At 64.6% G+C, this 24,899-nt stretch carries 21 protein-coding genes and 1 other RNA gene; 3 read left to right on the plus strand and 19 right to left on the minus strand.

Annotation, left to right across the window (positions count from 1 at the left end):
- Positions 1–123 precede the first annotated feature (123 nt).
- From WBP06_RS09020 to WBP06_RS09035, 4 genes are all read right to left on the minus strand, one after another.
- Positions 124–822, minus strand: coding sequence for an alpha/beta fold hydrolase (locus tag WBP06_RS09020; RefSeq protein ID WP_395334106.1), 699 nt, complete (start codon positions 820–822; stop codon positions 124–126).
- 94 nt (positions 823–916) lie between these two features.
- Complete coding sequence (locus tag WBP06_RS09025; RefSeq protein ID WP_395326853.1) at positions 917–1,363, minus strand: GFA family protein; 447 nt, start codon at positions 1,361–1,363, stop codon at positions 917–919.
- The gene (locus WBP06_RS09030; RefSeq protein WP_395326854.1) at positions 1,360–1,896 is read right to left on the minus strand and encodes a DUF1993 family protein; all 537 of its coding nucleotides are present in this window, start codon (positions 1,894–1,896) and stop codon (positions 1,360–1,362) included. The genes WBP06_RS09025 and WBP06_RS09030 overlap by 4 nt, the downstream gene beginning before the upstream one ends.
- A gap of 61 nt (positions 1,897–1,957) precedes the next feature.
- On the minus strand, positions 1,958–2,539 hold the full coding sequence (locus WBP06_RS09035) for a DedA family protein (RefSeq protein ID WP_395326855.1): 582 nt from the start codon (positions 2,537–2,539) through the stop codon (positions 1,958–1,960).
- 122 nt (positions 2,540–2,661) lie between these two features.
- Between WBP06_RS09035 and WBP06_RS09040 the strand changes: the two genes are divergently transcribed.
- Positions 2,662–4,431, plus strand: coding sequence for a hypothetical protein (locus WBP06_RS09040; RefSeq protein WP_395326856.1), 1,770 nt, complete (start codon positions 2,662–2,664; stop codon positions 4,429–4,431).
- A 275-nt stretch (positions 4,432–4,706) separates the two neighbouring features.
- On the opposite strand, the gene WBP06_RS09045 is transcribed toward WBP06_RS09040, so the two are convergent.
- The 8 genes from WBP06_RS09045 to hrpB form a co-directional block, all read right to left on the minus strand.
- On the minus strand, positions 4,707–5,732 hold the full coding sequence (locus tag WBP06_RS09045) for an aspartate-semialdehyde dehydrogenase (protein WP_395334108.1): 1,026 nt from the start codon (positions 5,730–5,732) through the stop codon (positions 4,707–4,709).
- Positions 5,733–5,900: 168 nt separating this feature from the next.
- Positions 5,901–7,316: a DUF418 domain-containing protein gene (locus tag WBP06_RS09050; RefSeq protein ID WP_395326857.1), complete on the minus strand. Its 1,416-nt coding sequence runs from the start codon at positions 7,314–7,316 to the stop codon at positions 5,901–5,903.
- Positions 7,317–7,498: 182 nt separating this feature from the next.
- A complete protein-coding gene (gene lon / locus WBP06_RS09055; protein WP_395326858.1) occupies positions 7,499–9,901 on the minus strand; it encodes an endopeptidase La in 2,403 nt (800 codons plus the stop codon).
- A gap of 362 nt (positions 9,902–10,263) precedes the next feature.
- Entirely contained in the window at positions 10,264–10,599 is a 336-nt protein-coding gene (locus WBP06_RS09060; RefSeq protein ID WP_395326859.1) for a YbaB/EbfC family nucleoid-associated protein, read from the minus strand.
- A gap of 1 nt (position 10,600) precedes the next feature.
- Positions 10,601–12,505: a DNA polymerase III subunit gamma/tau gene (locus WBP06_RS09065; protein ID WP_395326860.1), complete on the minus strand. Its 1,905-nt coding sequence runs from the start codon at positions 12,503–12,505 to the stop codon at positions 10,601–10,603.
- A 126-nt stretch (positions 12,506–12,631) separates the two neighbouring features.
- Positions 12,632–12,726, minus strand: an RNA gene (gene ffs, locus WBP06_RS09070) — signal recognition particle sRNA small type.
- Positions 12,727–12,881: 155 nt separating this feature from the next.
- Positions 12,882–13,160, minus strand: coding sequence for an ETC complex I subunit (locus tag WBP06_RS09075; RefSeq protein ID WP_395326861.1), 279 nt, complete (start codon positions 13,158–13,160; stop codon positions 12,882–12,884).
- 45 nt (positions 13,161–13,205) lie between these two features.
- Entirely contained in the window at positions 13,206–15,659 is a 2,454-nt protein-coding gene (hrpB, locus tag WBP06_RS09080; RefSeq protein WP_395326862.1) for an ATP-dependent helicase HrpB, read from the minus strand.
- 148 nt (positions 15,660–15,807) lie between these two features.
- Between hrpB and WBP06_RS09085 the strand changes: the two genes are divergently transcribed.
- Complete coding sequence (locus WBP06_RS09085) at positions 15,808–17,769, plus strand: putative bifunctional diguanylate cyclase/phosphodiesterase (protein ID WP_395326863.1); 1,962 nt, start codon at positions 15,808–15,810, stop codon at positions 17,767–17,769.
- Positions 17,770–17,776: 7 nt separating this feature from the next.
- Here the strand turns inward: WBP06_RS09085 and WBP06_RS09090 are convergent, their stop codons facing one another.
- From WBP06_RS09090 to WBP06_RS09105, 4 genes are all read right to left on the minus strand, one after another.
- The gene (locus WBP06_RS09090; RefSeq protein ID WP_395326864.1) at positions 17,777–18,538 is read right to left on the minus strand and encodes a hypothetical protein; all 762 of its coding nucleotides are present in this window, start codon (positions 18,536–18,538) and stop codon (positions 17,777–17,779) included.
- A gap of 103 nt (positions 18,539–18,641) precedes the next feature.
- Complete coding sequence (locus WBP06_RS09095; RefSeq protein WP_395326865.1) at positions 18,642–19,742, minus strand: linear amide C-N hydrolase; 1,101 nt, start codon at positions 19,740–19,742, stop codon at positions 18,642–18,644.
- Between the two features lie 37 nt (positions 19,743–19,779).
- Positions 19,780–20,709, minus strand: coding sequence for a hypothetical protein (locus WBP06_RS09100; RefSeq protein WP_395326866.1), 930 nt, complete (start codon positions 20,707–20,709; stop codon positions 19,780–19,782).
- Between the two features lie 168 nt (positions 20,710–20,877).
- Complete coding sequence (locus WBP06_RS09105) at positions 20,878–21,894, minus strand: polyprenyl synthetase family protein (RefSeq protein WP_395326867.1); 1,017 nt, start codon at positions 21,892–21,894, stop codon at positions 20,878–20,880.
- Between the two features lie 133 nt (positions 21,895–22,027).
- Between WBP06_RS09105 and WBP06_RS09110 the strand changes: the two genes are divergently transcribed.
- Complete coding sequence (locus tag WBP06_RS09110) at positions 22,028–22,327, plus strand: chorismate mutase (protein ID WP_395326868.1); 300 nt, start codon at positions 22,028–22,030, stop codon at positions 22,325–22,327.
- Between the two features lie 84 nt (positions 22,328–22,411).
- On the opposite strand, the gene WBP06_RS09115 is transcribed toward WBP06_RS09110, so the two are convergent.
- From WBP06_RS09115 to WBP06_RS09125, 3 genes are all read right to left on the minus strand, one after another.
- Complete coding sequence (locus WBP06_RS09115; protein WP_395326869.1) at positions 22,412–22,615, minus strand: hypothetical protein; 204 nt, start codon at positions 22,613–22,615, stop codon at positions 22,412–22,414.
- A gap of 128 nt (positions 22,616–22,743) precedes the next feature.
- A complete protein-coding gene (locus WBP06_RS09120; protein WP_395334110.1) occupies positions 22,744–24,060 on the minus strand; it encodes a sensor histidine kinase in 1,317 nt (438 codons plus the stop codon).
- 106 nt (positions 24,061–24,166) lie between these two features.
- On the minus strand, positions 24,167–24,844 hold the full coding sequence (locus WBP06_RS09125) for a response regulator transcription factor (RefSeq protein WP_132385684.1): 678 nt from the start codon (positions 24,842–24,844) through the stop codon (positions 24,167–24,169).
- Between the last annotated feature and the right edge of the window lie 55 nt (positions 24,845–24,899).

The following is a 24,899-nucleotide window of genomic DNA, read 5'->3' on the forward strand; positions in this document are numbered from 1 at the left end:
CGTCGCCCCAGCGCAGGCGGGGGTCCCGCTTCCTTCGCGCTACGTCCGCAAGAACAAGCGGGATCCCCGCCTGCGCGGGGATGACGGGTTTTATGGAGGCAGGGGAGAGTTCCCCCCTCGCCCTCAATCCAGCAGGAACGCCGCCATGGCGCGGCCCATGTCCTTGAACGTCACCGAGGACATGTGATTGCCCGGCGTTTCCACATAGTGCCCATCGGGCAGCGCTGCCGCCAGTTCTGGCGCGGATCCATTGTCGTGATCATCCTTGCCGCAGATGCAGAGCGTGGGCATCGCGATCTGAGCGATGGCATCGGCGGGCGTGTCGTCCACCGATTGCAGCAGCAGGCGCGCGGCCACGCGGTCGATGTTCATGGACTTCATGAAGGCCTGCGCCACGAAAGCCTTGTCGCCCCGCTCGATCGTGCCGAAACGGTCGATGGCATCCACGAAATGCGCCGAGCGGCGCGCCCAGCCGGACAGGCCCGTCAGCCCCATGCCGCCCAGGATCAGCTTGCGCGGCGCCAGCCCCGCCAGCACGCCACGCACCGAAGTCCGCGCGCCCAGCGAAAAGCCGCCAAGGTCGAAGTCGGACAGGCCAAGCTGCTCCACCGTCGCCTTCAGATCGCGCACCAGTACGTCGCCCGGATAGTCCTCCGCATCATGCGGCGCGCCGCTCTGCCCGTGGGCGCGCAGGTCCGGCATGAACACCTCGAACCCGGCATCGGCCAGGATTTTGGCATTGCCATACTTGATCCAGTTCACGTCCGCGCTGGAGAACAGGCCATGCAGCAGCAGCAACGGCCGCGCGCCGTGATCGCCCATGACATGCACCGCCAGCCGCGTGCCGGCATAGCCTTCGAGATATTCGATCTTCGCTTCGCTCACTGAAAATTCGCCTGCTTTATGGGACGATCGATCATTCGGGCGGCGCCATGCCGGCCGCCTTCCAGCGATCGATCACATTGGGATTCTCCGCGCTCGTGTAGCCGGGCAGATGCCTTACGTCAGCCCATGCCGGCAGCAGGGATTCCGTGGCATAGTTGTGCTCAGCCCGGAACGGCGTGGGATCGTCGAAACTGCCCACGGTCAGGTCGATATTCGTCGCGCCCTCCAGGAATTCGAACCCCAGCGGCGTACCACAATGCGAACAGAACGGCCGGCGCGCGATGGGGGAGGATTGATACCAATCCGGCTCATGGTGCCACGTCACGTTCTGTCGCGGTGGATTGATGAAGGCGGTGGAGACGTTTCCGGTGGCGCGGCGGCACATCTTGCAGTGGCACAGATAGGCCTTTTCGGGATCGACCTCCGCCGTGTAGCGAATGCGGCCGCACTGGCAGCCGCCGCTCATGGAAACGGTCATACCGGCTGCGGCTGGATCGGCCGGATATCACCGATGACATGCGCCATGAAGTCCGCCTTGCCGAACTCCAGCCCCTGCATCCTCAGGATCGCGTACATGGTGATGAGGTGGAAATAGAGGTTGGGCAGGATCCAGTCGTCAAGATAGCGCTGCCCGGAAAGATCCAGGCACATGCCGATGGCCTCCAGCCGGATATGCCGCTTTTCCGGCATGACCAGCCCCGCCGTCACGCCCGCTTCCGCATCGGCAAGGCCCTTGGCAAGCATCGCCTTCGCCGCGCTCCAGCTGTCGGGCGCCGTTACCGAGTTCGATCGATCCTCACCCTGGCACCAGCCCAGGAACAGCTCCGCCTGCGTGACCGTGGCGGCAACCTGCCAACTGAGCGGATGCATGTCCGGCGCGACGCGCGCGGCGGCCAGCATGTCGAGATCGCGGCCCACCCAAAGCCCCTCGGCCTTGTCGAGCATGGCGGACAACGTCTTCAGGCGGCTGACGATCAGGGCCAGCGCCTGGCTGGCATCGGTATCGGACATCGTATCCTCCCTTGGTCTGGGTGGGCCCTAGATGGAACCGCGATGCCGCCGGGGCAAGCGCTCAGGCGTCGCCACGCCATTTGTGCAGGACGTGTCCGGCGATGCCGATCAGCACGGCCAGGGCAACCACGCCGCCGATCAACGGCGCCAGCGCATGGATGCGCCCGAACAGGGTCTCCACCGCCTGCCCGCAGAAGTATCCCAACGATACGAAGACCAACCCCCACACCGCCGCCGCAACCACATTGATGCCCAGGAACGTCGTCGTTCGCAAACGCGTGGTGCCAATGGCCATGGGGCTGACGGTGCGCAGTCCATAGAGAAAGCGGAAGGCAAAGGTGAAAATCACCGGGTGCCGCTCGAACGCCGCCAGCGCCTTGGCGAAGGCCGGCTTGGCCTGCGCCTTGCGCACCAGCCCGTGCCCGCGAAAGCGCCGCCCGATCAGGAAGAACAACTGGTCCGCCACGAACGATCCGGCCGACGCGGCGGCCACGGCGGGCCAATAGGCCAGCAGCCCGCGGTGCGCCATCAGCCCGCCGATCACGGTGACCGTCTCCCCTTCAAACCCGGCCCCCAGGAACAGGCCGGCAAGGCCGTACCGCGCGATCAGGTGCTCCACCATCAACGCGCGTACCTCTCGCAATCACTCCAATGGACGATGGGCAACATCACTTAATGGCCTTCCGCTGGGCGCTGCCTCGTATTGAGGCGGGGGATACGCCTTGGTAGAACCGCAAAACGAACCGCAATCCAGAGAGTTTCGCCATGAAACGATCTCTAAAGACAGCGGCCGTGACGAGCATGGGTCTCGCACTTGCGAGCTTCGCGCCAGACAGTGCGATCTCGCCTGCCTTGCTGGACCTGCTCGATCCCGGCCGGATTGCCGAAAATACTTGCGACGGTGGCCGGGACAGTGCGCCGTTGATGCAGCGCCTGCTGATCTCCACCGCCGTGGCGGCACCCGCCAGCACCGGCCGGACGATCCCGCTCTACGACGATCTCACGCGATCCGGCTTTCCGGTTTCCACCGGCGACCCGCAGGCGCAGCGCTATTTCAATCAGGGGCTGACGCTGGCCTACGGCTTCAATCATGCCGGCGCGGTGCGCTCGTTCCGGGAGGCGCAGCGGCTCGATCCCGGCTGCGCGATGTGCTGGTGGGGAGAGGCCGTCGCGCTGGGCCCCAATATCAACGTTCCAATGGACGAGCGCGACCGGCCCGCTGCGCTGGCCGCAATGGACCGGGCGATGGCGCTGCGCGGAACCGTCACCCCCGTCGAACGCGCGCTGATAGAAGCGGTGGCCAAGCGCTATTCGCGCGATCCCGCCGCAGATCGCGCCGCGCTCGACGCGACTTACGCCGATGCCATGATCGAGACAGCCAGACGCTTTCCCGCGCAGGACGACGTGGCCGTGCTGGCCGCCGAGGCCGCCATGGACACGACGCCGTGGAACTATTGGCAGGCGGACAAAAAAACCCCCATCGGCCGCAGTGGAGAAGCCGTGCGGCTGGTGGAAACCGTCATCGGCCGCAATCCTCAGCACGCGCAAGCCGCGCACCTCTACATCCACCTGCTCGAAGCGTCCGACCCCAAACGCGCCGAAGCGGCAGCGGACCGGCTTGACGCGCCACTGGTGCCCAGTGCCGGCCACCTCGTCCACATGCCAGGGCATATCTATCAGGTACTGGGCCGGCAGGCGGATTCGATCCGCACCAATGTCGCCGCCGCCCGCGCGGACGAAACCTATATCCGCGACGCCGGCGACAATGGCCTCGTCCGCTATGGGTACTACCCGCATAACGTCCATTTCATCGTCACTTCGGCGCAGATGGCGGGCGACATGGGCACCGCGATCCGCGAGGCGCAGCGGCTGCGAACGCTCCTCGATACCGAGACTTCGGCGCGGATCGCGTGGTTTCAGGCGGTCGACGCTGCGCCCTACTTCGCCATGGCGCAGTTCGCCGCGCCGGCCGATATCCTTGCCCTGCCCGCCCCCGACGCGCGGCTCGCCTATGCCACGGGAATGCACCACTACGCCCGCGCCGTGGCGCAGGCGCAGCGCAAGGACCGCGCGGGTTTCGACCGCGAACTTGCCGCCATGGCGGCAACCAAGGCATCCCCGGCGATGGCGGAGATGGTGGCGCAAGGAATGCCCGCGCCGGATCTGCTGACGCTGGCCGACCATGTCGCGCGCGGCCGCCTCGCCGTCGCATCCGGCCGCTACGGTGAAGCGGCAGAGCATTACCGTCAGGCCATCGCGATCGAGCAGCGCATTCCCTATCAGGAGCCACCCTACTGGTATTTCCCGGTAAGCCAGTCGCTGGGCGCCGCGCTCTACATGGACCGCCGCTATGCCGAGGCCGGCGCCGCCTTCCGCGCCGCGCTGGTGCAGACCCCGAACAATGCCTGGGCGCTCTACGGGCTGGCCCAGGCCGAGGAAGCGCAAGGGCACGCGGCTGAGGCGGCCGCGGCACGACAGGCGTTCAGCCGCGCATGGCTGGGCGATCCGCAATGGCTGCGGATGGAGCGGCTCTAGGCCCTAGTTACACAAACTCCTGCAAGCGCTTCGTCGCCCCCCCGCAGGTGGGGAGCCCCGCTTCCTTCCGGCGACACTGCAAGAACAAGCGGGATCCCCGCCTGCGCGGGGATGACGAGCTTTGGTTCGGACCGCCGGGCTTTTGATCGGTCCGTCGGCTTCGATCAGAGCATTGGGACTCAATTGTCCCTCTGGGGCCGCCCAAACGAAAAGGGCCCGCGAAGCCAGTGCCTCGCGGACCCTTTCGTGTTCGGTTCAGGCCGAAGCCCGCCGCATCAGCCCTTCTTCAAGTGACGGCGGCCCAGCAGTTCGGCGATCTGCACCGCGTTCAGGGCTGCGCCCTTGCGCAGGTTGTCCGAAACGCACCACAGCGCCAGGCCGTTCTCGACGGTCGGATCCTCACGCACGCGGCTGACGTAGGTCGCGCTGTCGCCCACGGCTTCGATCGGGGTCACGTAACCACCGTCCTCACGCTTGTCGACGAGCATGATGCCCGGCGATTCACGCAGGATGTCCTGTGCTTCCTCGGCCGAGATCTCGTTCTCGAACTCGATGTTCAGCGATTCCGAGTGGCCCACGAAGACCGGCACGCGCACGCAGGTGGCCTGCACCTTGATCTTCGGATCGAGGATCTTCTTGGTCTCGACGATCATCTTCCACTCTTCCTTGGTGGAACCGTCGTCGAGGAAGACGTCGATGTGCGGGATCACGTTGAAGGCGATCTGCTTGGTGAACTTGCGCTTTTCGACCTGGTCGCCCACGAAGATCGCGCGGCTCTGTTCGAACAGTTCATCCAGGCCCGCCTTGCCCGCGCCGGAAACCGACTGGTAGGTGGAAACCACGACGCGCTTGATCGTGGCCTTGTCGTGCAGCGGCTTCAGCGCCACGACCATCTGCGCAGTGGAGCAGTTGGGATTGGCGATGATATTGCGCGCCTTGTAGCCATCGATGGCGTCCGGGTTCACTTCCGGCACGATCAGCGGCACGTCCGGATCCATGCGGTAGAGCGACGAGTTGTCGATCACCACGCAGCCTGCGGCAGCGGCCTTCGGCGCGTAAATCTTGGTCGGCTCGGACCCTGCGGCGAACAGCGCAATATCCCAGCCGGTGAAATCGAAGTGCTCGATGTTCTTTACTTTGAGCATTTTGCCGGTTTCGCCGAATTCAATCTCGGTCCCGGTCGAACGCGACGAAGCCACCGCTGCGATCTCGTCGCAGGGGAACTCACGCTCGGCAAGGATGTTGAGCATTTCGCGGCCGACATTTCCGGTCGCGCCGACGACGGCAACCCGGTAACCCATTTCAAGATCCTTCATGCAAATCCCGCGCGGCAAGGACGCGGCACGGGAAGCGGCCCGTTACAGGCACAGCGCGGCCATGGCAAGAGACTGCGCAAACCGCTTGCGCAAAGAGATTGTATCGCGATCGAAAATTGCCGTTTCAGCGCCACTCAGGCAACGGAATGGCCGTCACGCGGGCAAGACCGCCTCACCGTCCCCTCCCGACGCCAATGGTGCCAGCGGTTGTCCCTTGCGACGCAGGAACGGCTGGCGTTTCCAATAGGACAGTGAGCGCCAGACCCACTCCAGCGGCCCGCTTACGAAGTAGCGCAGCCAAAGATTGGCCAGCACCAGCATCAGCAGATTGAACGCGGTGGCCAGTACCATGAGGTGGAACCAGCCGAACCGCTCCCACCATCCCAGCCCCCAGGGCGCGAAGACGAACCAGATCATCACCGTGCTGGTGGTGATATAGACCGTGAAGGCCATGCGCCCCACCGCCTTGAAGGGCGCAAGCAGCAACCGCCCCGGCCGCGTCAGCAGCAGCAGATTGAACAGCCCCACATGGCCCAGCGTCACGCAGAGCCGCGCGAACTCCTCCGTGATCCAGCCGATCTTCGGCTCCAGCGTGAAGCGGAAGATTTCGTGCAGGCCCAAGGCCCGCAAGCCGCAGCCCACCGCATAGGCGCAGATCGCCATCACCAGATAGAACCGCGCCGATCGCGCACCCTGGATCACGCCCCACTTGAACAGCGCCATGCCGATGAACATCGCGCAGACCGCTTCCAGCACGCCGAAGAAAGTGCCGCTACCCGCACCGAATACCTTGTTCCACACGCCCCAGTTGTACTGCGCCATGTCCAGCGGGGTGCCGTTGAAGGCCTTGCGCTCCGCCGCGATCTTCTCCTGACGCTCCTTCGGAATGGGTTTGGAAAGATCGATCGAGTCCCGCTTCTTGCGGAACTCCTTGATTGTCTCGCTTTCTTGCTCGGTCAGCGTCCCGCCGGCCTGCTCCCTCGCCTCGATCCGGGAGGCTTCCCGCAGCATGTCCACCCGCTCGCCATAGCCCACCATTCCGCCGCCACCGGGCCAGCCGATGGCGCTGGCCAGCGCGAACAGCAGTCCCATCGCCAGCAATGCCCGCGGCGGCAGTTTGCGGAACGGGAACAGGAACAACGCGGAAAGCCCGTAGACCAGCAGGATATCGCCGATCCACAGCACCACGAAAATGTCGACGAGGCCGAACAGGATCAGCCAGAGATTACGGCGATAGAACAAGTCCGCAACCGCCACCGGATCGTCCGGCTTCATCGCCTTGGCCGTGAAGACCAACACGCCCGCGCCGAACAGGAATTCGAACAGGCCGCGCTGGGTGCCGTCCCAGAATATGCGGATCGCGGCCCAAGTCGCCTGATCGGCCGGCTCCCACGACAGCCGTCGCGGGTCCGGCATCCATGCGGAAAGGTTCGTCCCCATGAAAGGGATGTTCATGTAGAAGATGCCGAGGATCGCGATGCCCCGCAGCACATCGAGGCTCTCGATCCGCTGCCGCCCGTGCACGGGTGCAAGTTCTACCGGAACATGCGCGTCCGCCGTCGTCGCCATGGGCCCCTCCGCCAATGTTCGGCGAAGAGTGCGCTCTTGGGGCAGTCGACGTCAATTCATCAGAAATGCGTAGGCTTCGCGGAAATGCCGGGCGGATAGCGACCGCTGCCCGGCTGAGTTCCGGCCAAAGGAAAAGGGCGCCGGATCGACCGGCGCCCTTCCCGTTTTACTTATCCGCCGGCTCAGTGCGCGGTGGCGGAAGGTGCCGGAGTCTGCGGCGGAGCGGCAGCCAGTTCGTCGGCCTCGGTCCACTCGATCGCGGTAAGCGGGTCGACCAGCGCCTTGGCCAGCACTTCGTCAACGTGGCTGACCGGGATGATGTCCAGCCCCTGCTTCACGTTCTCGGGGATCTCGGCCAGATCCTTGCGGTTCTCTTCCGGGATCAGCACGGTGGTGATGCCACCGCGCAGAGCAGCCAGCAGCTTTTCCTTCAGCCCGCCGATCGGCAGCACGCGGCCACGCAGGGTGACTTCGCCGGTCATGGCGACGTCCTTGCGCACCGGCACGCCGGTCAGCGTCGAGACGATCGAGGTGACCATGCCGATACCGGCCGAAGGGCCATCCTTCGGCACCGCACCTTCGGGCAGGTGGATGTGGATGTCCTTCTTGTTGAAGACCGAAGGCTTGATACCATAGGCGGGCGAACGAGCGCGCACGAAGCTGAACGCGGTCTGGATCGACTCGTTCATCACTTCGCCCAGCTTGCCGGTCGCCTTGATCGCGCCCTTGCCGGGCACGGTCACGCTTTCGATCGTCAGCAGTTCGCCGCCCACCTCGGTCCACGCAAGGCCGGTGACGGCACCCACCTGGTGCTCTTCCTCGCCCACGCCATGGCGGAACTTCCGCACGCCGGCGAAATCGGCCAGGTTCTCGGGCGTGATCACCACTTCCTTGGCCTTGCCCTCAAGGATCTGGCGCAGCGACTTGCGCGCCAGCTTGGCGATCTCGCGCTCCAGCGTACGCACGCCGGCTTCACGGGTGTAGTAACGGATCAGGTCGCGCAGACCGTCCTGCGTCAGGGTGAATTCACCCTTCTTCAGTCCGTGCGCCTCCACCTGCTTGCGAACCAGGTGACGCTCGGCAATTTCGACCTTCTCGTCTTCGGTATAACCTTCGAGGCGGATGATCTCCATGCGGTCGAGCAACGGCTGCGGCAGGTTCAGGCTGTTCGCGGTGCAGACGAACATTACGTCCGACAGGTCGATATCCAGTTCCAGATAGTGATCCTGGAACTTGGCGTTCTGTTCGGGGTCGAGCACTTCCAGCAGCGCCGAAGCCGGATCGCCGCGGAAGTCCTGACCCAGCTTGTCGATCTCGTCGAGCAGGAACAGCGGGTTGGACTTGCCCGACTTGCGCAGGTTCGTCACGATCTTGCCCGGCAGCGAGCCGATGTAGGTGCGGCGGTGGCCGCGAATTTCGGCCTCATCACGCACGCCGCCCAGCGACTGGCGGATGAACTCGCGCCCGGTCGCCTTGGCGATCGACTTGCCGAGCGAAGTCTTGCCGACACCCGGAGGGCCGACGAGGCACAGGATCGGCCCCTTCAGCTTGTTGGTGCGCGCCTGAACGGCCAGATACTCGACGATGCGGTCCTTGACCTTGTCGAGCGCGTAGTGATCGGCATCGAGGATCGTCTGCGCTTCGGAAATGTCACGCTTCAGCTTGCTCTTCTTGCCCCAGGGCAGGCCCAGCAGCACGTCGAGGTAATTGCGCACGACGGTCGCCTCGGCGCTCATCGGCTGCATCGACTTCAGCTTCTTCAGTTCTGCGGTCGCCTTTTCGCGCGCTTCCTTGGAGAGCTTGGTCTTCTCGATCTTTTCCTGAAGCTCGGCCAGCTCATTGGCTTCCTCGCCATCGCTGCCGCCCAGCTCCGACTGGATCGCCTTGAGCTGTTCGTTCAGGTAATATTCGCGCTGGGTCTTCTCCATCTGACGCTTCACGCGGCCACGGATCTTGCGCTCCACCTGAAGGACGCCAAGTTCGCCTTCCATGAAGGAGTAGACCATCTCAAGCCGCTTCAGCGGATCGGGTTCGGACAGGACGGCCTGCTTGTCGGCCACCTTGGCCGAAAGCTGCGCGGCAACGGTATCGGCCAGACGCGCGGCATCGTCGATATCGCCAAGCTGTTCGCCGGCATCCTGCGACAGCTTCTTGTTGAGCTTCGCATATTCGCCGAACTGCTCAACCACGGAGCGCATCATCGCCGCGACTTCGGTGCCCTCGGCCGTATCGGTCTCGATCCGCTCGACTTCGGCCACCAGCATCTCGCCCTCGGCGCTCTGTTCGGCCTGAAGGCTGTTCAGGCGCGCACGCTCCTGCCCTTCGACCAGCACTCGAACGGTGCCGTCGGGCAGCTTGAGCAGTTGCAGAACGCTGGCGATCACGCCGGTATCGTAAAGGTCGTCTCGCTCGGGATCGTCACAGCCGGGGTCTAGCTGGGCGAGCAGGAAGATATCCTTCTCCCCCGCCATCGCCGCTTCCAGCGCGGCCACCGATTTCTCGCGACCGACGAAAAGCGGGACGACCATGCCGGGAAACACGACGATATCGCGCAGGGGCAGCAACGGAAGCAGGTTCAAGAGCATATCCAATTCTATACGAGCCGAAGCCCATTCGGACTCCCAGCCATTTGCGATAGATATGGGGTCAATCGCGAAACACGCAATGGAATAGCCGCGAAAGACTGTGGAAGCGCTTGCCTTTCGCCTCCACGGTAATCCCTATTGTCAGGGTAGAAATTCCGCAACGAAGGCATTGTTTCCGACAGCGCGGATGTTCCGGAAATGGGACGTTATGCCACCCTGTATCGCTGCAGCACCATCGAAAGCCGCAAAAAACACCGCCCCGGGAACGGCCCCGCAATAATCGCGGTGCATTCCCGGGGCGGTGCAAATCGCATTCAGGCTGGGAACCGCGGCACGGAATACCGCAAATCTATGGCCTCGAATCAGAACGGCAGCTTGAAGCCCGGCGGCAGGCCCATGCCCTGCTGGGCCTTGGCCAGTTCCTCGTTCGCAACCGAGTCCGCCTTGACGCGCGCGTCGTTGTAGGCAGCGGCGACAAGGTCCTCCAGCATCTGCTTCTCGCCCGGAACCATCAGGCTGTCATCGATCGCAACGCCGATGACGCGGCCCTTGGCCGAGCAGCGGATCTTGACGAGACCACCGCCCGAAAGCCCTTCGACTTCCAGCGAATCCAGCTTGTTCTGGGTCTCGCTCATCTGCTTCTGGATGGTCTCGGCGGCCTGCTGCGCCGCCTGGATCATCTCTTCCATGGACTTCATCTCAACGTCTCCAATTGCGTGCACCGCCGCCAACGGCAAGCGGGCGTTCATCCTCGATCACTTCGGCCTGCGGGAACGCGGCCTTGGTCGCCACCACCAGCGGATGCTGGTTCACCGCATCGCTATCGGCGTTTTTCCGGGCTTCGGCCAGTTCGACGAGCGTGGGCGCGCCCTCTTCGCTGACCTTGAACACTTCCCAGCGTTCGCCCGTGGCCTTGGAAAGGCTGGCGCGCAAGACCGCCGCGATATCCTCGCTGAAGCCCGGCGGCTGCGAATAGCGCAGCAGGCTGCCCCCCAATTCGACGACGCGCACCTGCATCCGCATGGTATTCGCGGTCGACAGTTCACCCGCGTGCTCCACGTCCTCGACCAGTTCTTCCCAACGCTTCGCCGTCATCGCCGGGGACGCGACCGCAGCCGGTGCAGGACCGGCGGCAGCAGCGCCGCCGTCGCTGGCCGGCGCGGCCATTGGCGCACGGGCCGCCAGATCCTCCAGCTTCTTCACCAGCGAGCCGGGATCGGGCATGTCTGCCGCGTGCATGATCCGCAACAGTGCCATCTGCACCGCCACCAGCGGATCGGGCGCCGACTTCACCTCTTCATGCCCCTTCAGCAGAAGCTGCCAGATCCGGTGAACCTGGCCTGCCTTCAGCGCCTTGGCCCAGCCCTCGATCGCGGCGCGTTCCTCGGCGGAATGGACATCGTGCGCAGAGCCGGCAACTTGTGCCACGGCCACGCGGTGCATCAGGTCCATCAGCCCGCGCAGGATCGCGATCGGCTCCACGCCCAGCGCGAACTGATGCGCCACAAGCGCCAGCAGATCCGGCCCCTTGCCGTCGAGAATCGCGGCAATGACGTTGCGCTGCACGCTCTTGTCGGACAGCCCCAGCATGTCCCGCACCGTTTCGGCGCGGACCTTGCCCTCGCCGTCCAGGTCGGCATGTGCGATCGCCTGATCGAGAATCGAAAGCCCGTCACGAACGGACCCTTCGGCGGCGGCGGCAACCATCGCCAGCGCCTCGCCCTCGGCCTCAACGCCTTCCAGCCCGCAGACCTTGGCGAAGTGCTCGGCCAGCATCGGCGCAGGAATACGCCGCAAGTCGAAACGCTGGCAGCGCGACAGCACCGTGACCGGCAGCTTGTCCACCTCGGTCGTCGCGAAGAGAAACTTCACGTGTGCCGGCGGCTCCTCAAGTGTCTTCAGCAAGGCATTGAATGCATTGCGAGAAAGCATGTGGACTTCGTCGATGATGTAGATCTTGTAGCGTGCCGAAACGGCGGCATAGCGCACCGCTTCGATAATCTCGCGCACGTCGTCGACACCGGTGTGCGAGGCGGCGTCCATTTCGATCACGTCGATATGGCGGCCTTCGGCAATCGCCTGGCACGGCTCGCACTGGCCGCAGGGATCGATGGTCGGCCCGCCCTGCCCGTCCGGGCCGATGCAGTTGAGCGCCTTGGCGATCAGGCGCGCGGTCGACGTCTTGCCGACACCGCGCACGCCGGTCATCAGGAAGGCATGGGCCAGCCGGTCACGCTTGATCGCGTTGGCCAGGGTCTGGACCATCGCCTCCTGCCCGATCAGTTCGCCGAAGCTCTGCGGCCGGTACTTGCGCGCCAGCACACGATAAGGCTGCGCGGCGGTTGCTGCAGGCGCCTTGGGAGCGGCCGGAGCAGCGGGCGCGGCAGCAGGCGCCGCAGACTCCACGGCCTTGAGTTCAGGTTCAGGTTCGGGCTCGACTGCGACAGGCTCCGGCTCTGCCACGGGCTCAGGCGCCGGTTCGGGATCACCGAACATCGACACCTGACCGGCAGCCTCCATTTCCGCCGAAGTCGGTGCGGCCTCTTCCTCGTCCCCGTCGTTCCAGGGCGGGCTGTCGCCGAACATGTCGCGTGAATCGTCCATCGCCTGCCAAACTAGGGGCTGGGGGCGGAATTGTCAGGAGGAAAGCGATTTGCTCCACAGCCGCGCACAAAAAATGCCGCGTTCCGGCGGCATGGGCCCCACTGAGGGGGGTGTTTTGCAATGTTAGCTGAAGGAGCCGGGCGACCCGCCGCAATCCGTTGTGGCTGCTTCCTTCCGGACCTGACCAAGTTGGCGAACGCAAACGTCCACCCGACTCCCGGGCGGGCATATGGCGGTGCGTTTCAGGTTTGTCCAGCCCCGGGATGCAGGAAAATCGCGCGCGACCGCCTTCGCCCAAAACGGCATCGGCCCGCGTTTCCATGGGCGGAAACGCGGGCCGATTGCTGCGAAAACGAGCGCCCTCAGGCGCGTGCGATCAACGGAAGTTGTCGGCGTAGGCCTGGATCTTCAGGCGGCGCGGCGGCGTGGCGTGCACTTCCGCTTCGATACCGTAGCGCTCGGCATAGGCCTTGGCCTCTTCCACGGTCGGGAACTTAAGCGTCACCTGCTGCTGGGTGTCGCCGGAACCGGCCCAGCCCATCAGCGGGTCAGGCTTCTTCGCCTCTGCCGGGACGAATTCGAGGATCCACTGATCCAGCATTGCCTTGCCGGACTGCATGGCGTTCTTCGGGCGCTGATAGATGCGTGCACTCATGGGAATGCGCTTTGCCGTCGAATTGGGGAGAGAATCAAGCGCAAATCATTTGCCGCGCGATGCTTCGAATGCATTTCTGGTCTTCAGGCTGGGATCCTCGGTCCACGGCTCGTCCGGCCAGCGGTGTCGGGGGTAGCGGCCCTTCATGTCGCGCTGCACATCCCGCCACGATCCCCGCCAGAATCCCGGTAGATCGCGCGTGGTCTGGATCGGGCGACCAGCCGGCGAGGTCAGCTTCAGCAGAAGCGGCTGCGGCGGTTGGCCGAAGCTTGGGTGTCGATCCAGCCCGAATAACGCCTGCACGCGCACTTCCACGCTAGGGCCGCCCTCATCCTCATAATCGATGGCGTGGCTGCTCCCGGCAGGACTGCGGAATTCCGGCGGGGCCAGCTTTTCCAGCTTCTGCTGATCGTCCCAGGTCATACGGTTGCGCAGCGCATCACCCAGTGCAGCCTTGTCGATCGCATCGAGCCGGCGGCCCAGCAGCGGGCCCAGCCAGTCGTCGAGATCGGCCAGCAGTGATTCTTCGGACAGCGCCTCGATCCCGGCATAGCGTGCCCGCCGCAGCAGGGCCTGGGCGCCCTTGCCGAATGGTACGAGGTCCAGCCCCTTCTCACGCACGCGCTCCAATAGAAACGCCGCGATCGCCGCCGGATCGGGCGCAGGATCGGGGCCGGAAGCCAGCGTGATCGCACCGATCCGCCGTTCCAGGCGCGCTTCCACCCGCCCTTCCGATTCGTTCCACCGCAGGATCGAGCGCCGCTCGATCCGGTCGGACAGCCATTGCTCGACTTCGCTCGATTCGAGCATCGCGCCCGACAGGATGCGCGCGCCGCGCGCCTGCCCTTGCGCATCGCCGATCACCATCCATTCGCGCGTGGCCAGGGGCGATGCCGGATCGAGCACATAGCCCCTGCCCCCCGCAGACAGCCAGTTCTCGCCATTCGCGTCGCGTCGTCGCGCCAGCATGTCCGGGCGCCCCAGTGCCAGCAGCACGCCGGCGGGCACATCTTCGCCTTGGTCCGGCGCCTCTACCAATGCACGTGCGCGCTTCGCCCAGCCCGCCGCCAGCTTGCGCGACGATTCCGCGCGCGGCGCACGGTCGGCATTCCAGCGTGACAGACGTTGCGACAGGTCTTCGCTCCGCCCGCCCAGCCCGCGCTCCTGCAAAAGCAGCGCCAGCTTCGCCGCCGGGCCGGCCGCACCCAATTCCACCGCATGGAGAATCATCGCCGCTTGCGCCGGATCCATCGGCAGACTGGCAACCTTGCGGCCGAAATCGGTGATCCGCCCTTCGCCATCCAGCGCGCCCAGTGCTTCCAACTGACGTTGTGCCGCATCCAGTGCAGGCGCCGCCGGCGAATCGAGCCAGGCCATTGCCGCCGGATCGCCCGCCCCCCACTGCGCCAATGAGAGCGTCAGCGGCGCCAGATCGCTGGTCAGCATCTCCGGCGGATCGAATTCCGGCCGCCCCGGATGCGCGGCCTCTTCCCACAGGCGATAGGCAACGCCCGGCCCCTGACGCGCGGCGCGGCCCGCTCGCTGTGCCGCCGAAGCACGGCTGGCGCGATGGGTAACCAGCCGAGTAACGCCCGCGGCCTTGTCGAACTCCGCCCGGCGCGAAAGGCCGGCGTCGACGACCACCGACACTCCATCCAGCGTCAGCGAGGTTTCGGCAATCGCCGTGGCCAGCACGATGCGCCGGCGCCCCTCTCCGTCACGGCGAATCGCCGCGCGCTGGGCGGCGGGTTCGCACTGACCATGGAGCGGCAGGACAAGCGCCTGCGGAAGCCGTTCCGCCAGCCTTTCCGCCACGCGATCGATTTCGCGCACGCCGGGCAGGAAGGCCAGGATGTCCCCTTCCTGCTCTCGCCATGCGGTGAGCACGGCAGAGGCAACAGACTCTTCGATGCGCAGATCCGGCGATCCACCCAGCCAACGAAACGTGAGCGGCCAGGCCTTGCCCTCGCTCTCGATCACCGGAGTCGCCTCGCCCAAAAGGCGGGCAAAGCGGGTGCCGTCGATCGTTGCCGACATGACGACGATCCGCACATCCTCGCGCAGCACTTCCCCCGCCTCGACGGCAAGGGCCAGGCCCAGATCGCTGTCCAGATGGCGCTCGTGCGCTTCGTCGAACAGCACGGCCGAAACACCCGACAGCTCCGGATCGGCCAGGATCGTGGCGACGAAGATCGCCTCCGTCATCACCACCACCCGCGTGCGGGCAGACCGTTTGATGTCCAGACGGGTGACATAGCCGATGGTCTCGCCCGCCTGTTCGCCCAGTTGCGCGGCCATGCGCTCTGCAGCGGCACGCGCGGCGACGCGGCGGGGTGAAAGCAGGATGACGTTGCCCGTGCACCAGGGTTCCGCCAGCAGCGCCGGGGCCAAAGCGGTTGTCTTGCCCGCGCCGGGCGGCGCGATCAGCACCGCGCGTGGCCCGGCACGCAGTGCGGCCAGCAAGTCGGGAAGCACGGAATGGATCGGAAGCTCGCTCACCCGCGCTTCCTTAGGAGTCATTCGTTCGCTTCGCCACCCCACCGCTGCCCAAGGCAGGCCTCAGGCAGATATCGCCGTTCCGGAGGAAATTATTTCCGCCATCCACTCTTCCTCAACGATTGATAACTAACCGTGGCTGTCGGAGTTCATGACGTTGCAAGAAGCCGAACACGCCCCGACCAAGTCCTATCGCGCCGGCCATTTCCCATTGCCGGTGGCGCAATACTTGCGCCTGCGCGAACGTATTCCGCCGCTTTACGGCCTGCTTTCGGTTAATGCCGGAATCCTGGCCTATACGCATCGCGCCCTGGCGCCGGGATACCTGACGCTCACCATTCCAGCGATTCTGATCGCACTTTCGCTCGTCCGCATGATCGCATGGATACGGCCGACGACCGCCGCCGATTTCGATTGCGATACCGCCCAGTACCGGATGCGGCGCACGACATGGCTGGCCGTGATCATCTCGCTGGCCTTCGTGGCCTGGGCGCTGGCGCTGGACCAGTACGGCGGTCCCTACGAACATGGCCATGTCGCCACGTTCGTTGCGGTGACGGTGCTGGGCTGCGTGTTCTGCCTGACATTCCTGCCGACCGCCGCGCTGCTGATCTGCGTGACGGTACTGAGCATCTTTCTGGTCTACAGCGTCCTGATGGGGCCGCTCGTACGCGTGGCCATCGCGGTGAACATCACGCTGGTCACGCTGGTGATCCTGAAGATCCTGCGCGACACATACGATTCGTTCGTCGCTCTGGAGACCACGCAGCGGGCCCTTGCCAGCGAACGGCGGCAGGCGCAGGCGCTGGGGGCGGAAAATGCCCGTCTGGCCGAAACCGACGCGCTGACGGGCCTGCCCAACCGCCGCCATTTCTTCGGCTGCCTGGAATCGATGCTGACCCAGACACGGGGCGATGAGGTGTTCTACGTCGGCCTGATCGATCTGGACCGCTTCAAGCCGGTCAACGACACGTACGGCCACGCCCAGGGCGATCGCCTGCTGCAAGTGTTGGGCGAACGCATGTTGGCGCAATGCCCGGAAAACGCCGTGATCGCGCGTCTTGGCGGCGACGAGTTCGGCCTGATCGTCAAGGGCGGATGGGAAGAGGCGGAAGCCGCCGCCCAGGCGTTCTGCGCGGAAATCCGCAGGCCGGCACGCATCGGCGACATCGTCGTGGCCGTGGGCTGCTCTGCCGGTCTGGCCGACTATCCCGCCAGCGGCCGCAGCGCCCATGAACTGTTCGACCGGGCCGACTTCGCGCTCTATCACGCCAAGAACGAGAAGCGCGGCCAATGCGTGCGCTTCTCCAGCGAGCTGGAGCGGATGATCCGCACGGAACAGGCGCTGGACGCGGCGCTGCAGACGGCCGATCTCTCGCGCGAACTCTCGATGGTGTATCAGCCGATCGTCGCCACCGAAAACCGCATGCCGATGGGCGTGGAATGCCTTGCCCGCTGGACGTCGCCCACGCTGGGCGCGGTTGCCCCCGAAATGCTGATCGCATCCGCCGAACGCATCGGCCGTGCGCGCGAAGTGACCCTGGCCCTGTTCCTGCAGGCCTTGGCCGCGCTCACCAGCCTGCCCGATTCGATGCACGTCTGCTTCAATTTGTCCGGTCAGGACATTGCCGATGCCGAAACGGTGGCCGCCCTGATCGCCCTGATCGAGCGTTCGGGCGGATCGCCCACGCGCCTGATCTTCGAGATCACTGAAACTTCGCTGATCGCCAAGTTCGACAGCGCGCGTGACGCATTGGAAGGCCTGCGCGAAATCGGCGCCCGCATCGCGCTGGACGATTTCGGCACCGGCTATTCCAGCCTTTCCTCGCTGCACCAGCTTCCGCTGGACATGGTGAAGATCGATCGCAGCTTCGCCCCGCGCCTGGACGAAACGCGCGGACGCCGCCTGATCGCGGCAATCCGCAATCTTGCCCGTTCGCTGTCGCTGGATTGCGTGATCGAAGGGATCGAGACTGAAGAACAGATGCTAAGCGCGCGCATCGCCGGCTTCACGCTGGCGCAGGGCTATCACCTTGGCATGCCGATGCCGCTAGCCGATCTGCTCGACCGTCACGGTGCCCAGCAGCGCGGCAACACCTTCAGCGTCGCCTGAAGCCGGATCAGAGAGAGATGCCGCGCACGCCGTAAGTGATGCGGATCCGCACCCAGCTGCCGATCTGCGGCTTGCCGTTGATCCGCGGCGGCTGCACCTCGAACTGCCAGGCGGCATTGAAGACCGCGCGGCCAAACCCCGATCCGCGCGGCGATTCGCCCAGGATTTGGCAATTGTCCACCTTGTAGTGCGGCAGGGTCTGGCAGGCGATCTCTCCCCACCCGGTCTGCGGGCCATGGCTGGGCAGGTAGCCGGCAAGCTGCGCGTCGGTCGGCTCCTTGAACCATGCGGCATTGTAGAGCACGACGCCGCCCGGCCCTTCACCGGGACCATAGACGCCGCCCGAACCACCGGCCGCCTGATCACCCGAAGCGGAAGAATCGCCCTTCATCTTGCCGATATCGGTGGCGGCAAAATCGTTGCTGGACATGTGCAGGAACGTGAATGCCTGCTTTTGCGCAGCTGCCGGTTTCTCCACCGGCTTGTCCGGCGCGACGACCGGGACAGTGGCCTTGTGCTCGGTATGTTTGGCCTGCTGCTGCTTGGGCTGCTGTGGCGCATCGCCGCCCTGTTCCTTGTCGTGATCGACGACATCGAATGTCGTCAGCGCCGAAGTCTTCTTGATAATCGCCGGGACAAGCCCCGTCTGGGTGATCGCCAGCAATAGCGCGATCACCAGAATGGCTGCTGAAAGCAGCGACGAGATTAGGCGCTGGCGCGGCGACCCGGGCTGATAGCCGGTGGGCGCCAGCTCGGATTCGGTGGGCATCACGCGGTCTGGATAGACGCGGGGAAGGTGCGCGGCAATTGCAGGCTTGTTGCCGTTTTATTGCGCCGCCGATGTGTTGCCGGAATGGCGCAGGCGTGGCGATTCAGCCGCTCAGGCCCAGGAACTTGAAAGGCGCATGTTGCACGAATTCGCCGGACACCTCGCCAGAGAACGTGTGGTCCTGATTAGTGCCGAGATCCAGCGTCTTCACCTTCCCGGTTTCCTTGGAGAAATCGATCTTCTTCAGGTCCACCCAGAACGTGTTCGGGGTCAGCGCCGATTCGAAGAAATAGAGCTGGCGTTTGTGATCGAACACCGTGCGCCACCGGGTTGAGGAGATGTTCGGCTGATCCGGCGTGTTGATGCCATAGGGAACCGAGGCATTGCGGATGACCGAAAACACACTGGCCAGCGCCTTGTTCGGATCCTCATCCTTGGGAATCGCGTTGATGTAGAACAGCGCGCGAGCGAATCGGTCGGACGCGCGATTGGTACCGGGCAGCATCACCGTGCCGCCGATCTGCTGCCAATAGCTGGCCAAGGCCAGTTGATCGTCGAAATGCGGCGAGTTGGTCATGACCTGATATTGCCGGCCATGGTGGATCACCTGCTTGCCGGCGATGTATTCGACGATGGCGCTGTCCCCCGTGGCGTCGGACATCGACAGATGCAGCGTCGTCAGCCGATCCTCTCCGGGCACATTGTCGGTAACGATCGTGAACGGCTCTTTCTCAAGCGCGGCCACCGCCTCGTTCACCGTCGCGAAGTTGTCGAGCATGTATTGCGCCCAGGCGGCAATCGTCAGGCCCGGCTTTCCCTTCCCGTCGAAGTGCGGATATTCGGATTCCGCCAGCCAGAGCACATTGGCCTCCAGCCCTTTCTCGTTGACGCCGTCGGTTGTGGAAACATCGTAACCGCTGACGATCACGCTGCCGTATTTCGACGTCCACTTGATCGAATTGGGCCCCGCCTCTCCGCTGCGGGCAATTCCGCGCGGGAGGACCCAGAGATTGCTCAGGATATCACTCTTCCAGTCCATCGAGCGGGCGGTGATCACGTTGTCGTTCGGGCCGAGGTAGACGGCGCGCGTGCAGGCATCCGCCGTGGCGCCGGCCATGAGCAGCACCGGAAGCGCCAGCGCGCCCACCGCGCGAAGGGACCGTATCGGGTTCGAAAGCGTCTTCAGGCGGGTCTGCAAGAGCATGGGGGAAAGCTCCTTCTCATGAAAAGCGCGGGGAAATTCAGAAGAACATCGACAGCCCCAGCAAGGGACCACGCTGCTGCATGTGCCAGATGAAGCGGCCGCGGCCGGTGAAGTCTTCCTGGTCGTAGTCTTCGTAGATGAAGCGATAGCCGGCGCGCAGGATCGTGCGCTGTCCGAAGAGATGCGTGCGGTAGCCCAGCAGCGCCACTGCGTTCACGCTGATGTCAGCCCCCGCCCCGAACCCGCCGGCATCCCCTTGGACGAAGAGATTCCACCGCCCGGACAAGTCCGCATTGACGCGCAGGCCCACGAAGGGATCGACCCAGTTGGCGCCTTTCGACGTTTGCAAGGCCAGCGGATCCACATTCGCACTGGCTTTCAGGTCGGTCCAGCGCAGGCCGGCAGTGGGCTCGAACGAGACGGTACGCGGCACGCCGAATGCCGTCTGGCCCGAAAGCGGGATGCTCCACGCCTTGTAATAGAAGCCACCCGCCACGCGCGTGGTGTGGATGGATAGGTCGACCGGCAACGAAAGCACCTGCTCGGTCTGCGATGTCTGCACGTGCTGGGCGTCGATATAGCCGCCCCAACGGCCGCTGATGAATTCGACATTGCCCATCGCGGCCAGGTCGAGGTGCTTGAAGATGTCACCGAAGGGCAGATGCGCGTTGCCTTGAAGGCCCGCGAGGCCAAGATCGCCGCCTAGCGAAGCACCCCAGACATAGGGGCTGACGATGATCGTCCAGTGGGTGCCCTTGCGCCCGGGCAGGGACGCGGTCGTGGCCGGATCGGGAGTGACCGAACCGTCATCCTGCCCGATACTCTCGGCAGCAACGCCGACATCGACGGCGGGTAGCGCCGCATCGACAGGCGATGTCAGATCGTCATGGGCCTGTGCCGAAGGTGACAGCGAAACGGTCGCACCCGCGGCAACCGAGGGTAGCAGAACACAACGCAGCCAGCCCATCGACGTCTCCCTCACAGGAATACGTAATGGCGCGAAGGCTAACTATCTTTCCCCCAAGTATCAACCAAATAGACTGGCGAATTTCTTGAAGGAATTGGACAGAAGCGTCGTAAAAGCGTGTGAGAGACAGTCCGGCGCGAGGGCCGAAGCCCCCTGCCCGCTCCCGCCTCAGTAGCGGCGCGCCACCGCGAACTCGACCGCCTCGCACATGGCATCGCGCGCGGCGCCGGCGGGGAAGATCGACAGCGCATCGATGGCACGCTGCGCATAGAGCCGCGCCCGTTCGCGCGTCGCTTCCACGCAACCGTGGCGGTTGATCAGCTCCACCGCGTGAGCCAGATCTTCATCCTCGGTACGGAAACCGGCGATGGCCTCTTCCCAGAACTTGCGCTCTTCGGCGGTGCCACGTGCGTAGGCCAGGATGACAGGCAACGTCATCTTGCCTTCGCGGAAGTCGTCACCCTTGTCCTTGCCGGATTCGGACGCTTCCGAATCGTAGTCGATCGCATCGTCCACCAGCTGGAAGGCGATGCCCAGATTGCGACCGTAGGAATCGAGCGCCAGTTCCTCCGCCTCGGTCTTTTCGGCAACGATGGCCGAAATCCGCGTGGCGGCTGCGAACAGTGCGGCGGTCTTGGACCCGATGATCTGGAGGTAATGTTCCTCGCTCGTCTCGATCCGGCGCTGCGCGGTCAACTGGTCGACCTCACCCTCGGCAATGATCGAGCTGGCCTTGGAGAAGATCTTCAGGACCTTCAGGCTGCCATCCTCGACCATCAGTTCGAAGGCGCGGGTGAACAGGAAATCGCCCACCAACACGGTTGCCGGATTGCCGAACACGATGTTTGCTGCGGCCTTGCCACGGCGCATATCGGAACCATCCACCACATCATCATGCAGCAGCGTGGCCGTGTGCAGGAACTCCACCGCAGCCGCCAGCCGGTGATGGCGCGCGCCCTGATAGCCGCACAGCTCTGCCGCGGCGACCATCAGCATCGGGCGCATACGCTTGCCACCACCAGAAATCAGGTGGCCGGCCAGGGCCGGGATCAGCGGGATCTCGCTTTGCATGCGGTCCAGAATGACCGCATTGACGCTGTTCATGCCCGGCGCGGTCAGCGCCAGCATGGGGGCCAGGGAAGGCTGCGATCCGCGCGTGCGCAGGGGAATGACATCGGCACTCATCGTTCCGGCGCATTGCGCGTTTGCAGGCATTTAGGCAAGAGCGAATGCCACGATGTGGGCAAACGATCGGATTGCCCCCATATCGGCGGGCGGGCTGGAACCTGCCGCCAAGCCGTGCTAGCGGACCGATCCGATGACCGAGACCACGCCCGCAACCGATCCCGTACTGGCTTCCTTCCGCGCCAGCATCGACAATATCGATGCCGCGCTGATCCACATGCTTGCCGAACGATTTCGGATCACGCAGGCCGTCGGCGCCTACAAGGCCGAGAGGGACCTGCCCGCTTCGGACCCGGGGCGTGAGGAACGCCAGATCGTGCGCCTGCGCAAGCTGGCCGAAGAAGCACACCTCGACCCCGATTTCGGCGAGAAGTTCATCCGCTTCATCATCGATGAAGTGATCCGCCATCACGAGCGCGCGAAGGCGGGCTGATCGGTCCGGCGTTTCCGCCGTTCCTTCCATGCATTCTGGTATCGAGCGGGATGGCGCCTTACGCGTCCACCCCGCCCCGATCGCTCAGTCTTCGACGAGGTCCTGAAGGCGCGTCATCAGCGCCTGGATGCGCGTGGCCGCTTCGGCGAAAGTCTCAAGGTCTTCCTTGTTGCCGTCCTCGCGCGCTTCCTTGGCGGCTTCGACGTAGCCTTCCAGATCGGCTTCCAGAGCATCGACGATCATTTCGATCTCATCAGGCGACAGCGTGATCGTAACGGAATCGGTCATTAGGGGGGTCTCCTCGATAAATTACGCCCGGGCCATGGGGGCGAACGGCCGCTTCCGCAACAGCCACCGACGCCGGTTCCACCGGATTTTGCGCCCGGATTATGTCAGGCGAGAGATAGGCAGCCGCTTCAGGCGATGGCGCGGGGCAGGCACAGCCTGACCAGCAAACCGCCCAAGTCCTCGCTCTCGTGCAGTTCCACGGTTCCGCCGTAGATTTCCACAACGTCGCGCACGATGGCCAGGCCCAGCCCGGTGCCCGGCTTGCCGGTATCCAGTCGGGCACCGCGATCGAATATCCGGATGCGCTCCGCCTTGGGAATGCCCATGCCGTCATCCTCGATCCACACTTCGCACAGGCGCGAATCACGAACCGGATCGACCGTCACGAAGACGCTGCCGCCGCCGTACTTTGCCGCATTCTCGATCAGGTTGCCGAGAATTTCCTCAAGGTCCTGCTTTTCCAGCGCCACCACGACATCGTGATTGCCGTCCAGATCGAATCGCGTCTGGTCGTAAAGCCGCTCCACCGCGCGCAGCACGGCTTCAAGACTGGGCCATACATCGGCGCGCGACTGCCCGACGGCGCGGCGCCCCACCGCCCTCGCCCGTGCCAGGTGGTGATCGACCTGCCGACGCATCACCGCCGCCTCGCGAATGACGGTATCGGCAAGATCGGGCGCCTGAGCCGTCGCCGCATTCATCACCACGGTCAGCGGCGTCTTCAGCGCATGGGCCAGATTGCCCGCATGCGTGCGTGCTTCCTCGGCCTGCCGCTCGTTATGGGCCAGCAGCGCGTTCAGTTCTTCCACCAGCGGCTCCACCTCGCGCGGGAGGGGATCGTTGACCCGGGCCGATCCGGTGGTGCGCAGCTTCTGGATGGCGCGCCGCACGTGGCGCAGCGGGAACAGGCCGTACCAGGTCTGCATTCCCGCCATCAGCAGCAGGCCGAACCCCAGCGCCACGAAGCTGTAGACCAGGATGGCGCGGATCATTTTGATCTGCTCGTTCAGGTCGGCACGGCTGGCGGCGACGGTGAACATCCACTTGGTATTGCTGCCCGGCAGGATGATGGACCGCTCCATCACGCGCAGCGGTTCACCTGCGAACTGGTCCGAATCGTAGACATGCGGCTGCGCATCGAAGTGATCGGCTGGCACGTCCAGACTGCGATCCCACAGCGAGCGTGAGGGGAAATCCTCATGCCCCTTGCCGCGAATCTGCCAGTAGAGGCCCGAATTCGGCTCAAGGAAGCGCTGGTCGCCCAGCGGGCGGTTGAAGAACACCTCGCCATCAGGCCCGATCTCCGCCGAACCGATCATGCCGGTGAGCATATAGCCCAGTTGCTCGTCGTAATTGCGGGTGACGAGCCCGGCCAAGGTGTGGTCCAGCGCCAACCCGCCGACCAGCAGGAGGATCGAGATCCAGCCTGCCGCGATCAGCATCATGCGCCGGGCGAGCGAGCCCGTGGAACCATCCTGCGGGAAATGCCCGCGCGAACCTTCGGCCACGGGCTCGGCAGCGGCTTCCACCGCCGCGTCAGCCACGCGAACCTCAGCCGCGGCCGGGTTCTGCGGGATCGTCGAGGCTGTAGCCAAGGCCACGGATCGTCGTGATGACATCGGCACCCAGCTTCTTGCGGATGCGGGTGACGAAGACCTCGATCGTGTTCGAATCGCGGTCGAAATCCTGATCGTAGATGTGCTCGATCAGTTCGGTGCGGCTGACCACCTTGCCCTTGTGGTGCATCAGGTAGGACAGCAGCTTGTATTCCTGCGCGGTCATCTTCACCGGCTCGCCCGCCAGCGTGACGCGGCCCGATCGCGTGTCGAGACGCACATCGCCGGCAGTCAGTTCGCTGGAAGTATTGCCCGAGGCGCGGCGGATCAGCGCGCGCAGGCGGGCGATCAGTTCCTCGGTCTGGAACGGCTTGGCCAGATAGTCGTCGGCGCCGGCATCGAGCCCGGCCACCTTGTCCGACCAGGAATCGCGCGCGGTCAGCACCAGTACCGGGAAATCGCGCCCTTCGCGGCGCCACATGCCCAGCACGGTAAGGCCGTCGATCTCGGGCAGGCCAAGGTCCAGGATCACCGCGTCGTAATCTTCGGTGGAACCAAGGAAATGCCCGTCCTCGCCATCCGTCGAAAGGTCGACGGCGTAGCCGGTCTGTTCGAGCGTGGTCTTGAGCTGGTTGCCGAGCGTGGGTTCATCCTCGACGATCAGGATGCGCAAATCGGTCTCTCCCTCGATGAGGTAACTTAAAATGAACGAAGCAAATGGGATGAAA

The sequence above is a fragment of the Novosphingobium mississippiense genome (genome assembly GCF_044029535.1).
Classification (GTDB): Bacteria; Pseudomonadota; Alphaproteobacteria; order Sphingomonadales; family Sphingomonadaceae; genus Novosphingobium.